Origin of the sequence: Sphingopyxis sp. H115 (assembly GCF_001468465.1) — a bacterium.
Classification (GTDB): Bacteria; Pseudomonadota; Alphaproteobacteria; order Sphingomonadales; family Sphingomonadaceae; genus Sphingopyxis.
The window spans coordinates 41,829-56,392 of sequence record NZ_LNSA01000016.1 but is presented as its reverse complement, the minus strand read 5'-3'; the positions used below and the strand labels follow the sequence as shown (position 1 = coordinate 56,392).

Here is a 14,564-nt window from a genome sequence, read left to right as displayed (position 1 = left end):
CGCGGCGCGATTGTTCCGTGGATAAAATATGTCGATCTTGCGTCCGTTTCTCTCCCGGGTCATTCGTCAGGGGCGGCTGACCGTCGTCGCGCCCGATGGCGCGCACGAAGTTTATGGTCAGTCGGCGCCCGGATTTCCCGATGTCACCATCCGTTTCACCCGCCGCCGTGGGATGCGCCGCATCATTCTCGACCCGCGGCTCGGCGCCGCCGAAGCCTTCATGGACGGCGAGATGGAGCTGGTCGAGGGCGACATCATGGATCTGGTCGGCCTCATTCGCATGAACACGCCATGGGATCGCGGTGCGAAACTGCGCGACAAGACATGGCTGGGACGGCGCGCCGAATGGGTGAAAACGCGGATCAGTTCGATCAACCGCCGGCGCCAATCGCGCGCCAATGTCAAACATCATTACGACATCGGCAACGATCTCTACCGCCTCTTCCTCGACGAGGACATGCAATATAGCTGCGCCTATTGGCCCCGCCCCGACATGACGCTGGAGGAAGCGCAGGTCGCGAAGAAAGCGCACATCGCGGCAAAGCTCGCGCTCGCGCCCGGCCAGCGCATCCTCGACATCGGTTGCGGCTGGGGCGGTATGGCGATCACGCTCGCCCAGCTCGAAGCGGTCGACGTGCTCGGGATCACCCTGTCCGAAGAACAGCTCGCGCTCGCGCGCCAACGCGCCGAGGCGGCTGGGGTGGCCGACCGCGTCCAATTCGAGCTGATCGACTATCGCGACCTCGCTGCGCGCGAGGCGGGCCGGTTCGACCGCATCGTGTCGGTCGGCATGTTCGAACATGTCGGCGCCACCAATTTTGAAACCTTCTTTCGCGCCGCCGCCAATCTGATGGCCGCCGACGGGGTGATGCTGCTCCACACGATCGGCCGTTTCGGCCGCCCCGGGGCGACCGACGCGTTCACGCGCAAATATATCTTCCCCGGCGGCTATATCCCGGCGCTCAGCGAAACATTGGCCGCGAGCGAGAAAAGCCGGCTGATCGCAACCGATATCGAGACGCTGCGCCTTCATTATGCGCTGACCTTGCGCAAATGGTATGCGCGCACGCTGGCGCATGAGGCGGAAATCGTCGCCAGGATGGGCGATCGCTTTTTCCGCATGTGGTGCTTCTACCTCGCCGGGGCGACCGCGGCGTTCGAAAGCGGCGGGATGGGCAATTACCAAATCCAGTTCGCGCGGAGCCGCCACGCGCTGCCTCTGACCCGCGATTATATGGCAGAGGCCGAGCGGCGCTATCTTCGACTGGACCCAGCCGGGGGGCGGGTGTCCGCTTAGGGGTGGGCGCTGCCGTTGCTACTTCCTTATTCGCCATTCCCGCTTTTGAGGGAATGACAATACAACGGATCGACCGCAACCGGTCAGCCCGGTTTGCGGAAGCGCAATGCGAACTGGTCGGTCTTGCCGCGGATGTCCTTGTCGAAGACATTGGCGCTACGCGGATCGTCGGGGCGGCGGTAAACGTCGCTTTCAGCCTCCAGTTTGAAACCCGCGCTGGTCAGCGCGGCGACGACCGCAGCCTTGTCGATGCGGTGCAGGCTGTCGGACAGCCCCGTGCCGCTGCCGTCCGCCGCACTGTGGTCGACGACGACCAGCGTGCCGCCGGGCTTTAGCGCCGCGAACAAGGCCGCGCTTGCCTTGGCGCCGGTGCCTTCAGGGAAGGGATTCAGATAGAGGTCGTGGAAATTCTGCACGGTGATGATCGTGTCGAGCGGTTCGGGAAAGGCGGGTGCGGCGAAAGGCCCCGCGACGGCATCGACATTCGGATAGGCCGCGTCCACCGCGGCCTGGTCGTCGCCATATTGTTTCTTGAAGGCGATGAATTCTGCGGGCTGGAAACCATAGACCTTGCCAGTGGGGCCGACCGCGGCGGCGAGCAGGCGGGTGACATAACCGCCGCCCATGACATAGTCGCCGACCATCTCCCCCGGCGCGACTTGCGCGAAGGCGAGCAGTTCGCCGGGCTTGCGCGCCGCGTCGCGTGTTCGGTCGTCGGCGGGGCGCGTGGGATCGGCCAGCGCGGCATGATAGTCGGAGGTGGCGGCTTCTTTGGCAGCGAGCGGAGCCGCCGATACGGCGAGAAGCAGGGCGAGGGTAAGCGGACGGATCATGGCATCGACTCCCTGACGTGTATCGCGCCAGTATAACAGTATCGCGCCGCCTTCGCCCGATTATTTGCATCTCGCGAATTTGATGATAGGTTTTTCTGTGAAACTAAAAATCGGGAGACGGACATGCATGATCTGGTGATTCGCGGCGGCACCGTCGTCGATGGTTCGGGCGGCGCGCCCTTTGTCGCTGACGTCGCGATCGATGGCGACCGGATCGTCGCCGTTGGCGAGAAGCTCAGCGCTGGCCGCGAAGAAATCGACGCCACCGGCAAGATCGTTACCCCCGGCTTCGTCGACGTCCACACCCATTATGACGGGCAGGCGACGTGGGATGCCGAAATGGCGCCGTCGAGCTGGCACGGCGTCACCACCGTCGTCATGGGCAATTGCGGTGTTGGTTTCGCGCCCGCCAAGCCCGACCGCCACGACTGGCTGATTTCGCTGATGGAAGGCGTCGAGGACATCCCCGGGACAGCGCTTGCCGAAGGCATGTCGTGGGGCTGGGAGACCTTCCCCGAATATATGGACGCGCTGGAGAAACTGCCGCGCACCGTTGATGTAGCGTGCCACGTCCCGCATGGTGCCGTGCGCGCCTATGTCCTCGGCGACCGCGAAAAACCGGGTGCGATCCCGACCGACGCGGACATCGCCGAAATGTCGCGGATCGTCGAGGAAGGCGTGCGCGCGGGCGCATTGGGTTTCTCGACCAGCCGCACCGTGCTCCACAAGTCGATCGATGGCGAGCTTGTCCCCGGCACCACCGCGACCGCCGAAGAGCTGATCGCGATCGGCCGCGCGATGGGGCGCGTCGGTTATGGCGTGTTCGAAATGGCGAGCGACCTCAAGCGCGAGTGGAACGAATTTGAGTGGATGGGCGATTTGAGCCGTGAAACCGGGCTGCCGGTGACTTTCGCCGCGCTCCAGTCGATCGCCAAGGAGCTGCCGCTCGAGGAGCAGATCGAGGAGATGCGGCGCCAGAATGCGAGCGGCGCGAACATCGTTGCCCAGATCGCGCTGCGCGGCAACGGCGTGATCATGGCTTGGCAAGGCACCGTCCACCCGTTCCGCTTCAAGCCCGCGTGGGAAGAGATCGTTGACCTGCCGTGGGCAGAGCAACTCGCGAAGCTCAAAAACCCTGCCTTCAAGAAACGCATGATCGAAGAGGAAAATATCTGGCCCGAAAGCGACATCATCGACTTTTTGAAAGTCGTCGCGCTGGGCTGGCCGGTCCAGTTCGAAATGGACCCCGATTTCAATTACGAACCCAAGATGGACGAAAGCATCATGGCGCGCGCCACCGCGGCGGGCGTCTCGCCCGACGAATATGCCTATGACCTCCTCATGAAGGACGATGGCAAGGGCTTCATCTATTTTCCGATCCTCAACTATCGCGACGGCAACCTCAATTTCCTCGAAGATTTGCAAGCCGCCGACGACACGGTGAACAGCCTCTCCGACGGCGGCGCGCATTGCGGGACGATCTGCGACGCGGCCTCCCCGACCTTCATGCTCCAGCATTGGGTGCGCGACCGCAAAGGCCATCGCATCGCGCTGGAACATGCGATCAAGCGCCAGTGCCGCGATACCGCGATGCTCTACGGCCTCGAAGATCGCGGCGTGCTCGCGCCGGGCTATCTCGCCGATTTGAACGTGATCGACATGGAGGCGCTGAAGCTCGGCAAGCCTTGGCTCGCCTTCGACCTGCCCGCGGGCGGCAAGCGCCTGCTGCAAAAAGCCGACGGCTATGTCGCGACGATCAAGTCGGGCGAAGTGACCTTCCGCGATGGCGCGATGCAGGGGCCGACCCCCGGCGGCGTGATCCGCGGCCCGCAGCGCGTCGAAATAGCGATGGCGGCGGAATAATGCGCGCCATCGAGCTGCGAGCACCCGCGTCGCTCGACAATCTGGTGCCCGCCGACCTGCCCGATCCCGGCGATCCGGGGCCGGGCGCAATTCGCGTTCGATTGGGTGCGTCGTCGCTCAACTTCCACGACTTTGCGGTCGTCGCGGGGATGATCCCGACCGCCGAGAACCGCATCCCGATGTCCGACGGCGCGGGCGTGGTCGAAGCGGTGGGCGAGGGCGTCACGGGCTTTCAGGTCGGCGACCTCGCCGTGTCGCTCTTCTTCCCCGATTGGCATGACGGCGCGCCGCCCGCGAGCGCCTTCACCCAAGTCCCGGGCGACGGCATCGACGGCTATGCGCGCGAAGCCGTGGTGGTGCCGGAGCATTGGTTCACGCGCGCACCTGCGGGCTGGTCGGCGGCCGAGGCGGCGACGCTGACCTGCGCTGGGCTGACCGCGTGGCGCGCGCTGTTCGTTGACGGCACGACGCAGCCAGGGTCGACGGTGCTGGTCCAGGGCAGCGGCGGCGTGTCGGTGTTCGCGCTGCAATTCGCCAAGGCGGCGGGCGCGCGCGTAATCGCGACGAGTTCGTCCGACGCGAAGCTCGAAAAGCTGAAGGCGCTCGGCGCCGACGAAGTCATCAACTATAAGGAAGAACCCAAATGGGGCGCCAAGGCGCTCGAACTGACCGGTGGGCGCGGGGTCGACACGGTGGTCGAGATCGGCGGGGCCGGGACGCTCGGCCAGTCGATGGTCGCGGCGCGCGTTGGCGGGCATGTCGCGCTGATCGGCGTACTGGCGGGGGTCGTCGGCCCGGTGCAGACCGCGCTGCTGATGAGCAAGAATCTGCGCGTGCAGGGCCTCACGGTCGGCAGCCGGGCGCAACAGCTCGACATGATCGCCGGGGTCGAGGCGAACGGCCTTCGCCCCGTGATCAGCGACCATTTCGCACTCGAAAGGCTGGGCGACGCCTTTCGGCTTCAGATCGCCAACGCCCATTTCGGCAAAATTGTCGTCGATATCTGAAACCCACCCGTTCGTGTCGAGCGCAGTCGAGATATCCATCGGTCTTGTGGACCTTCGCGGTGTCTCGACTGCGCTCGACACGAACGGGTTTGGCTAGCCGAGCGCTGCCACCGTCCGTTCGACGTCGGGGATGCCATTATAGGCGTGAAACGACAGCCGCAGGACCGTGCCGCGAAAGTCGGCGCGGATATGATGGCGACCGAGCAGGTCGGCGACGCGCGGCTGGTCGGCGCCGGTGTCGATGCACAAGGTTCCACCGAAGTTGCCTTTAGGCCAGCGCCATTGCGGGGTTTTCGGCGCCAGCGCATCGCGCAGCATGTCCTGTAACCGCCGGTTGTGCGCGCGGATCGCATCGACCCCGATGCCAGCGATCGCCTCGATCCCCGCGGTCGAGAGGATGAAGGGCGCTACGTCGGGGGTGCCGCCCCACCAGCGCCGTGCATCGGGCGCGTAACGGAAATCGTGGATATTCATCTCGAACGGATTTTCGTGGCTCCACCAGCCGCGTTCCATCGGATCGAGTGTGCTGCGGTCGTGCGGCGCGACCCACAGCCAAGCCGCGCCGGGCCCGCCGCACAGCCATTTGACGCTGGTGCCGAGCACCGCATCGACGCCCCATGCATCGGGGGTGACGGGAACGACGCCGACCGACTGCGCGCAGTCGGCGATGCAGCGCGCGCCCGCCGCCTTGGCCGCTGATGCGATGGCGGCGATATCGGCCAGCGCGCCACTGTTCGAGCTGACGTGCATCGCGATCACGAGCGCGACGTCCCCGTCGAGCGCGGCCGTCCAGCTCGCCGCGTCGCGGACTTCGGCGTCGCCGGGCAGGTAGCGCGTCTTCCACCCCGCCGCCGCAAGGCCGCTTGCGAGATAGCCGATCGTCGGAAAGGCGCTTGGCGCGAGCAGGATGGTCCGCCGGCCGGTTGCCGGGCCGAGCGCCGATATATAACGCGACAGCGCCGCGGTGACGTTGGTCGCCGGGCAGAGGTCTTGCGCCTCCGCGCCGGTCAGCTTGGCCAGCGCTGCGCGCCATGCATCGATCGCCTCGAGCCAGTGGGGCCAGGCCTCGCCCGTTTCGCGCCAGGGCATTAGTAGCCGGTCGCGGAGCAGCGCTTCGGCAGCACGCGGCTGGCAGCCGACGCTATGGCTCTTGAGATAGGGGACGCCCGGCGGCAGGTGGAAGCGGTCGCGGATCGCTTCCGGCAACAGCGCGCCGGTCACAGCCCGCTGCCGTGTCCGGCGGGCGAGGAGCCGCTGATGCTGTCGCGCTTCACACCATATTCGGCGCCCCAGCGGTCGGTCATGTCGGCGCGGATGTCCCAAAGCTCGGGGAAGAAGCGGTGCCGCGCGCCCGCGTTGAGCAATTCGACCGGGCGACCCTTCAGCGACTTCGACCCCATCCCGATCGAACGATGAATCAGATAGATGTGGTGCGCGCGGAAGATCTGGAACAGTTCGTCGAACTCGATCAGCGACTCAGCCACCATATAGGCCTCGTCATGTTTGTAGCCGATGTCGTAAACGTCGGCGACGCTGCGGCCTGCGGGATCGAGATAGGCGGCCTTATACCGCACCCATAGGTGCTGCGGCAGCGTCAGGAGCAGCTGGAAGCCGGGGCTTTCCTGGCCCGATCCATTGCCGAGCTGGAGGCGGATCGACTGATAATCGAAGGGACTCATCGTTTCGAGCAGAGCGAGCTGGTCGGTCATCATCCGCATGATCCGGTTCACGCGGTCGAACAGCGTCAGCACGCGCATCGTCTCGCCCGCCACCATATGGCCGTCGATCTCCACAAGCGTGAAGGCTATCAGCTTCATCCACAGTTCCTCGACCTGGTGGACGATCTGGAACTGCAATTCGTCGGGAGTGCAAAGCTCGGCGAGCGGCTTTTGGCAGTCGAGTAGGCGGTCTACCGCGAGATAGACGCCATAATCCTTCATCTCGGGCGTCTCGATTCGGCGATGGGTTTCGGTCTTGTCGAGCATGATCTGCTCCTCGTGAATTGGTTGCGTGGATAATCGACGGCGCAACGATGCGCCGGTTCCTTTATCCGCGCGGTGCGACCCCCGCCGGCGGGCGCCGCGGCGATCCTGCCTGGCCGAGCCATAGGAGCGGTATGCCGCCGGTCATGGCCCCAGCAGGTCCGCGGGCAGCGTTGGCTCGCCGAGGATCAGCGCCATGCGGCGCCAGATTTCGTCGCGGTCCGGCGCGCCGCGTTCGATGAAATCGCGAACAATCTCTTCGCCGAGACCATAGTTGATAACATAGCTGCGATATCGGTCTGTAAAGGCCGTCATCTGTTCGGCGCGCGCCGCAGATACAAGCAGATATTTCTGGGTGAGCGCGACCGCTGCCGCCCGGTCGATTTGCCCGTCGAGATATTGCTGCGCAATCGTCAGCCGCGCGCCCTGCAATGCTTTCATCGCGTCGAGCAACTGCCAGTAGCGGTCATCTGTCGGCGGCGCGATTTCGGCCAGCGGCATCAGGATGTCGCGTTCGGTGTCGGGCCGCGTCTTGTCGGGAAAGGCGAGGTCGATACCATAATTGGCCGTGCCTTCGGCGATCAGGCTTTGCGGGCTGTAGAGCGGATAGACGCTAAACTCGATCCAGCCGCGGCCGCGCACCAGCTGTTCCTCGATCTTCATGTTCAGCAGGTGGTGGCCCGGATAGCCTTCGTGGCAACCAAGATCGAGCGCGCGCGACAGGCGGATCGGCAGGTCGGTGTTGACCTGGATGATGCTGTGATAGCCGCCCATGTAGTAATTATAGCCGCTCCAGCTTTTGTCGGTGACGAACTGAAGGTCGAAGCTTTCGCCTTGCGGCATTGCGACATGGGTCGCGGTTCGACCGCGGCATCGCGCGATGGCGGCGTCGAACACCTTCTGTAGCCGGTCGGGGGGGATGGTGAAGCGATCGAGATAGGCTTCGACCCGTTCCGCGAGTGGCTTATCGCCGGGCAGCATCGCCGCGACGGTCGCGAGCGGCGTGTCATAGGCGGTGAGCGGTTTCAGTTCGGGGCGGACACCGAAAAGCCGTTCGGATTCTTCGGCGAAGGAAAAACGCGCGCCCTGCATCATTTCGAGCCGCGTTTCCGCCGCGCGCAGCTGGGCGGTCAGGAAGGCGGCGCGGCGGCGTTCGATCGGATCGGTGAGACCGGGCATCGCCACCCTGATCTTTTCGGCCAGCCGCCGCGTTGCCAGCAACAGTGCGTCCTTGTCGCGCGGTTTGGCCGTTGCGGCTTCGAACAGCTGTTTCGGACCATAATAGGCATCGATATAGCCCTTTTCGTGCGTCCCGGCCTCGAGGCTCAACGTGACATAGGCGGCGGCGACCTCACCGATCGCCTGTCCTGCCTGGCTTGCCGTTGCCGGGTCGACAGCGGGGCGCGGTTCGGGCCAGCCGGCCTGTCCGTCGCTGCGCCGCACGTCGACGACGGGAACCTCGGGGGGCGATACCGGCGGCGCGACCTTGGGAGCTGCCGCTAGCGCACGCTCGCGCGCCTTGCGTTCGGCAACCGTGCGCTTCATTTCGGGGTCGAGCGCATAACAGCCGGACAGGGCCAGACTTGCGCCCAGCATCGCCCCGGTCAGGCGCGCGCGCCGCCGCATCAGGCTGGCCGCTCGCTCGCGGGCGTCTCGCCGTCGCAGATGTCGCGCACGTCGCCATCGGCGTTGATTTCGGCATCGGACGCGCCTTCGATCGCGTCATGCTGCGAATGGACGGGAGCGAAGCGCAACACCGCAAAGCCGGCCAGCGCCGCCGCCAGCGATCCCATCAAGATACCGATTTTCGCTTCCTCGACGAGCGTCGGATCGCCGGGGAAGGCGAGACCGCCGATAAACAGGCTCATCGTGAAGCCGATACCGCACAGCATGGCGACGCCGTAGATCTGGAGCCAGGTCGCGCCGCGCAGCTTGCCCGCGATGCCGAGTTTGACCGAAAGCCAGACGCTGCCGAAAATGCCGATCTGCTTGCCGAGGAACAGCCCCGCCGCGATGCCGAGCGGCAGCGGTGCAAAAATCTGTTCGGCGGTCAATCCGCTGAGATCGACGCCGGCATTGGCGAAGCCGAATAGCGGCACAATTGCAAAGGCGACCCACGGATGCAGCGCATGTTCGAGCTGGTGCAGCGGCGAAGTCGCGCTGTCGGGCGCGCCGGGCGTGTGTTCGAAGGGGATCATCATTGCGGCGAGCACGCCCGCGATCGTCGCATGGACGCCCGACAGCAGCATCGCATACCAGAGGAGGAGGAACATCAGGAGATAAAGGATGAGGCTCTTCACCCCGGCGCGGTTCATCGCGAACATCAGCGCAAGGATGGCGGCTGCCGCGCCGAGCGCGACCATGTTGATCTTCGCAGTGTAGAAAAGCGCGATAATCGCGACCGCGCCCATATCGTCGACGATCGCGACCGTGACGAGGAAAAGCTTGAGCGACGTTGGCGCGCGCTTTCCGAGCAGCGCGAGTACCCCCATCGCAAAGGCGATGTCGGTCGCTGCCGGGATCGCCCAACCTTGCGCGAGTCCCGGCTCTTTCCCCGCGAAGAGCATATAGAGCGCGGCCGGCACCGCCATGCCCGCCGCCGCCGCGATGAAGGGCAGCCGTCGCCGGTCCCAGCTCGCGAGTCGGCCGTCGACGAACTCGCGCTTGATCTCCAGCCCGACGAGCAGGAAAAATATCGCCATCAATCCGTCGTTGATCCACAGATGGACCGTCATCGGGCCCAGCTTGTCGGTCAGCACCGGGCCGGTCACCGCGTGGATGACATGTTCATAGGCATCGCCGAGCGACGAATTGGCGACAATCATCGCCAAAATGGCTGCAAAAATCAGCAATATGCCTCCCGCGCTTTCGCTCTCCAGAAAGTCGCGCAGCGCTGAACGGGGCGGAAAACTGCGGTTCACGATCGGCCAATTCCCTTGTGGTGGTGAAGGATGGCGGGTTCCTATCGACAAGCGCCGCGCTTTACAAATTTGCCTTGCGGATTACCCCTTTGCCAAGGGGCATTGGGCCGCAACGGCGGGGGGCGGGGCTAGCAGGTGGAGCTTTCGACTGCATGGCTGGAATGGCTGGTGCATGGGGCCGGCCACGAACTGATGCTGTTTGCATCGGTCGGCATCCTGTTGATCGGACTCGACGATTTGCTGTTCGACGCTTTCTGGCTGGCGAGCGGCAGGTCGCGCCCGCCTGATCGTCCCGATACGCCGCCCGTCGCCGGCGCACTGGCGATATTCGTCCCCGCGTGGGACGAGGCTCGCGTATTGCCGGCGATGCTGCGCCGGACGCTCGCTGCCTGGGCGGACGAGGATTTCATCCTCTATGTGGGATGTTACCCCAACGACGCCGCGACGCTTTTTGCCGTTTCTCCCTTGATCGCGCGCGACCCGCGGCTGCGCCTCGTCATCCACGAAGCCGAAGGCCCGACGACCAAGGGGGACAATCTCAACCGGCTGTGGGCCGCCCTTTGCGACGATGAACGCAACGGCGACATGCGCTTTGCCGCGGTTGTCCTCCACGACGCCGAAGATCATGTCCATCCCGACGAACTCGCGCTGTATCGCATCGGTCTGGCCGACAATGCGATGGTGCAGATTCCCGTGGTTCCGTGGCTTGTGCGCGGAGCATATTGGGTCGGCGGTCATTATGGTGACGAATTTGCCGAGGCGCATGGCAAGGAACTGGTCGTGCGGTCGCGCCTGCGAATGCCGTTGCCGTCGGCCGGCGTGGGCTGTGCGCTTGCGCGCAATACATTGGCCTTGCTCGCGATCGAACGTGGGGGCGATCCGTTTCGACGCGACAGCCTGACCGAAGATTATGAGGTCGGGATGCTGCTCGGGACCTATGGCCTTGGCTCGCAATTCATGCAGGCCATCGGCGCGAATGGGACGCCTATCGTGTCGCGGGGGTTATTCCCGGACAGCGTCGACGCCGCCGTGCGGCAGAAGGCGCGCTGGGTCGCGGGGATCGCACTTGCGGGCTGGGACCATCTCGGCTGGCCCGGATCGCGGCGCGACGACGCGGGGCGGTCCGCCGGGCAGGATTGGCTTGCGCGCTGGATGCTCTGGCGCGACCGGCGTGCGCCGCTTGCCGCGCTGGTGCTGCTGGCGGCTTATGCGGGATTGATCGTCATGGCGATCGGCTGGGCGGGCCAGGCACTGCTCGGCTGGGAGGCGGCGGTGGTCGGCGAAGGCCTGCGCCTCCTCCTCGCGCTCAACGCGGTTCTGCTGCTTTGGCGATTGGGAATGCGCGCCCATTTCACCGCGCGCTGGTACGGTTGGCGGCAAGCGTGGCTGGCGTTGCCGCGCGCCTTTGTCGCCAACATCATCGCAATGCTCGCGGCGCGGCGTGCGATGGCGATCTATTGGCGCATCTTGCGGTCGGGCGAAGTGGTGTGGGACAAGACCGATCATATCGAAAGCGACGTGGCCGCGAAGCCCGCCACCCTGCCGGTGTCGCCCCGATGATGGTGCGCCGGTCCGCGATACAGCGCGAGGCGGGGGCGCTGCGGTTCCTGATCCTGTGCGTGGGCGGCTGGATATCGCTGCGTGTCCTGATGGCCTGGAGCCCGGCCGTGCCCCCGCCGCCCGCTGAGGCGACGAGCCCCTGGTCGATGCCCTTTCCCTTCGCGGCAAGTGAGGTCCCGCCGGCGAACGGGCGGGCGAACGGCGCCGGGTTTGCGCCCCCTGTGGTGCCTGCGCGCCAAAGCGAAGGGACCGCGGGCGTTGTGGCGCTGCCGCGAGCCGATAGCCGCTTCGCCTTGGGCCAAGCGGCATCGGAAGTGCAGCTGTCCGGGGCGACGGGTGGGGGCTTCGGTGCGGACCGGCACGGCCTTCGCCTTGCGCTGATGGCGCGCCTATTGCCCGCGATATCCGGGCGGGCGGCGCGATCGGCGGTCGCGGCCGGCGAGCCCATGTGGTTGCGCACTCCGGCCGCTGCGCGCGCCGAACCGGGGCAGGGCAAACCCTTCTGGATTCGCCGTCAGCTCGCCGGATGGTCGCTTGGTGGATGGGCCTATGTCCATGGCGGCGACCAGCCGCTACCCGACGGCATTGCGGCAGCTAGCCAGCTGGGCGGCAGTCAGGCCGGGCTGCGGCTGGCCTATGGCTTTGGCGATACCGGCCGTGTGCGGGCCTATGGCAGGGCGACGATGGCGATGCGCCAGACCGAACAGCGCGAAATTACCCTAGGACTTGCCTTTGCGCCGTTGCCGCGGCTTCCGATCGACCTGGCTGTCGAACGCAGGATTGCGGCCGGGAAAGAGGGGCGGAGCGCGTTCGCCGTGATGGTCAGCGGCGGGGTCGGCGACGTTGCGCTTCCCGGCGGCTTCCGCCTCGATGCCTATGGGCAGGCGGGGGTCGTCGGCGCGCGGCGGCGCGACGGTTTCGTCGATGGCGCGATCGTGGTCGACCGCCGCCTTGGACCCGATGACAATGCGCCGTTGCGGCTCGGCGCGCTGGCGGCGGGCGCCGCGCAGCCCGGCGCGACGCGCGTCGATGTAGGGCCCCGGCTGACGCTTCGCCTTCCCGACGTCGGCGAAGGGAGCCGGGTGGCGCTCGACTGGCGGCAGCGCGTCGCGGGCGACGCGCGTCCCGAAAGCGGGCTGGCCCTGACGCTCGCCACCGACTTCTGACCCGCGAAGAAAATAGCCGCAGCAACGATTCCCCGCTTCGACAAAATCGTCTAGGGTCCTTGGAATCGGGGCCGTTCGGCGCCGCCTAGGTCGTTCGGAGCCCATGGATCTTTACCTTCCCGTCGCCAATTTGTCGGTCAACGCGCTGGTCATCGTGCTGCTTGGCGGCGGCGTCGGATTCCTGTCGGGCATGTTCGGCGTCGGCGGCGGTTTCCTGACCACGCCGCTGCTGATCTTTTACGGTATCCCGCCCACGGTCGCGGCGGCATCGGCCGCGACTCAGGTGACGGGCGCCAGCGTGTCGGGCGCGCTCGCGCATCTCGAACGCGGCGGGGTCGACCTGCGCATGGGCTGGGTGCTCGTTGCCGGAGGGCTGCTCGGTTCGCTGCTCGGCGCCGCCTTGTTCGAACTGCTGGCCGCCTGGGGGCAGATCGATACCGTGATCAACATCCTCTATGTCGCGCTGCTCGGATCCGTCGGCGGACTGATGGCGCGCGAGGCATGGACAGCGTTGCGCGCGGCGCGCGCGGGCTTGCCGGCGCCGGCCCGCAAGCGGCGCCATCATCCGATGGTTGCCAACCTTCCGATGCGCTGGCGTTTCTATCGGTCGGGGCTCTATATCTCCCCGCTCGCGCCACTCTTGCTGGGCATGGCGGTCGGCGTTCTGACGATGCTGCTGGGTGTCGGCGGCGGCTTCATCATGGTTCCCGCGATGCTCTATCTGCTGGGCATGGGGACGCAGGTGGTCGTCGGCACGTCGCTGTTCCAGATCCTGTTCGTGACTATCGCGACGACGATGGTCCATGCCATGACGACGGGCGCAGTCGATATCGTGCTTGCGGGGCTGCTGCTGCTCGGCAGCGTCACCGGCGCGCAATTCGGCGCCCGCTTTGCGCAAAAGGTGAAGCCCGAATATCTGCGCATGGCGCTCGCCGTGATCGTGTTGCTTGTCGCGCTGCGTATGGCGGTCGATCTCTTCATCCGTCCCGATGAAATCTACACGGTCCAGTGATCGTAGTGCGCGCCTTGATCCTCGGGCTCGCGCTGGCGCTGCTGCCGGCGACCGCGGCGCACGCGGCCGATCCGCGATTGGTCCCCGACGTATCGAGCCGCGCCATCGACATCCAGTACAGCTTTACGGGCGAGGAATTGCTGCTGTTCGGGGCGATCCTTTATCCCGGGCAGCGGCTTCCCAACGACCGCGCCGATATCGTGGTCGTGCTGAAGGGGCCGGTGCGGCCGATCATCCTGCGCGAAAAGCGGCGCGTCGCAGGAATATGGGTCAATGCGAACAGCTTGCGCCTGCGCACCTCGCCAGGATTTTACGCGATCGGTTCGTCGCGCCCCATCGACAAGATCGTCGATGAGCGCACCGCCGCGATCTTCGAACTTGGGCTTGCCAACCTGTCGATGTCGCCCAGCGGATTTTCCGAAGCGAAGAAACTCGAGCGGTTCGAGGCGGGGCTGACCGACCTCTATCGGCGGATCGGGCTGTTCTATGAGAATCCGGCGGCGGTCGAAATCACCGAGGGCGTGCTCTATCGCGCGCGCATTCCCGTTCCGGCGCGCGTTCCTGTCGGCACCTATCGCGCCGAAACCTATCTGATCAGCCGGGGCCGCGTGCTTGCGGTCGCCTCGCGCGATGTCCAGATCCGCAAGGCCGGCTTCGAGCGTTTCGTCGCGCTCGCGGCGGAGCGCCACGGCTTTCTGTATGGGCTGAGCGCGGTGCTTCTGTCGCTCGTGCTCGGTTATGGTGCATCGGCCATATTCCGCCGGCGCTGACCGCCTTCAGCCTATATTTACCCTCAGCTGCGATACCGGCGCCCGGGACCATGATAGGCGGGGCAAATTGATGGATATGCAGGGCGGCGGCTTGAACGCCGGGGATTCGACAGCGGTACAGCATGTTCGGCTTGCGGGTGGAGGCATCGCGGC

Annotated in this window: 12 protein-coding genes; 7 read left to right on the top strand and 5 right to left on the bottom strand. The window is 65.7% G+C overall.

What is annotated here, in order from left to right; genetic code table 11:
- Positions 1-28: 28 nt before the first annotated feature.
- The gene (locus ATE71_RS12640; RefSeq protein WP_058803657.1) at positions 29-1,297 is read left to right on the top strand and encodes an SAM-dependent methyltransferase; all 1,269 of its coding nucleotides are present in this window, start codon (positions 29-31) and stop codon (positions 1,295-1,297) included.
- Positions 1,298-1,380: 83 nt separating this feature from the next.
- On the opposite strand, the gene ATE71_RS12635 is transcribed toward ATE71_RS12640, so the two are convergent.
- The gene (locus tag ATE71_RS12635; protein ID WP_058803656.1) at positions 1,381-2,130 is read right to left on the bottom strand and encodes a class I SAM-dependent methyltransferase; all 750 of its coding nucleotides are present in this window, start codon (positions 2,128-2,130) and stop codon (positions 1,381-1,383) included.
- A 123-nt stretch (positions 2,131-2,253) separates the two neighbouring features.
- Here ATE71_RS12635 and ATE71_RS12630 point away from each other — a divergent pair, with 123 nt between their 5' ends.
- Together ATE71_RS12630 and ATE71_RS12625 are read left to right on the top strand one after the other, a co-directional pair.
- Complete coding sequence (locus ATE71_RS12630) at positions 2,254-3,993, top strand: N-acyl-D-amino-acid deacylase family protein (RefSeq protein ID WP_058803655.1); 1,740 nt, start codon at positions 2,254-2,256, stop codon at positions 3,991-3,993.
- Positions 3,993-5,000 (top strand): zinc-dependent alcohol dehydrogenase family protein, encoded by a 1,008-nt coding sequence (locus ATE71_RS12625; protein WP_058803654.1) that lies wholly within the window; start codon positions 3,993-3,995, stop codon positions 4,998-5,000. The genes ATE71_RS12630 and ATE71_RS12625 overlap by 1 nt, the downstream gene beginning before the upstream one ends.
- A gap of 93 nt (positions 5,001-5,093) precedes the next feature.
- Here ATE71_RS12625 and ATE71_RS12620 read toward each other — a convergent pair whose 3' ends face one another.
- The 4 genes from ATE71_RS12620 to nhaA form a co-directional block, all read right to left on the bottom strand.
- Entirely contained in the window at positions 5,094-6,221 is a 1,128-nt protein-coding gene (locus ATE71_RS12620; RefSeq protein ID WP_058803653.1) for an aminotransferase class V-fold PLP-dependent enzyme, read from the bottom strand.
- A complete protein-coding gene (locus tag ATE71_RS12615; protein WP_058803652.1) occupies positions 6,218-6,985 on the bottom strand; it encodes a tryptophan 2,3-dioxygenase family protein in 768 nt (255 codons plus the stop codon). Before ATE71_RS12615 ends, ATE71_RS12620 begins: the two co-directional genes overlap by 4 nt.
- 141 nt (positions 6,986-7,126) lie before the next feature.
- Positions 7,127-8,608, bottom strand: coding sequence for a hypothetical protein (locus ATE71_RS12610; protein ID WP_058803651.1), 1,482 nt, complete (start codon positions 8,606-8,608; stop codon positions 7,127-7,129).
- Positions 8,608-9,903 carry a Na+/H+ antiporter NhaA gene (gene nhaA / locus ATE71_RS12605; RefSeq protein ID WP_058803650.1) on the bottom strand — a complete coding sequence of 432 codons (1,296 nt, stop codon included), beginning with the start codon at positions 9,901-9,903 and terminating at the stop codon, positions 8,608-8,610. The genes ATE71_RS12610 and nhaA overlap by 1 nt, the downstream gene beginning before the upstream one ends.
- Before the next feature lie 135 nt (positions 9,904-10,038).
- On the opposite strand from nhaA, the gene ATE71_RS12600 reads away from it, so the two are divergent.
- From ATE71_RS12600 to ATE71_RS12585, 4 genes are all read left to right on the top strand, one after another.
- Entirely contained in the window at positions 10,039-11,463 is a 1,425-nt protein-coding gene (locus ATE71_RS12600; RefSeq protein WP_058803649.1) for a glycosyl transferase family protein, read from the top strand.
- Positions 11,460-12,629 (top strand): hypothetical protein, encoded by a 1,170-nt coding sequence (locus ATE71_RS12595; protein WP_152998765.1) that lies wholly within the window; start codon positions 11,460-11,462, stop codon positions 12,627-12,629. Before ATE71_RS12600 ends, ATE71_RS12595 begins: the two co-directional genes overlap by 4 nt.
- Positions 12,630-12,732: 103 nt before the next feature.
- Positions 12,733-13,641 (top strand): sulfite exporter TauE/SafE family protein, encoded by a 909-nt coding sequence (locus ATE71_RS12590; RefSeq protein ID WP_058803647.1) that lies wholly within the window; start codon positions 12,733-12,735, stop codon positions 13,639-13,641.
- On the top strand, positions 13,638-14,411 hold the full coding sequence (locus tag ATE71_RS12585; protein ID WP_201022951.1) for a TIGR02186 family protein: 774 nt from the start codon (positions 13,638-13,640) through the stop codon (positions 14,409-14,411). Before ATE71_RS12590 ends, ATE71_RS12585 begins: the two co-directional genes overlap by 4 nt.
- Positions 14,412-14,564: the final 153 nt, after the last annotated feature.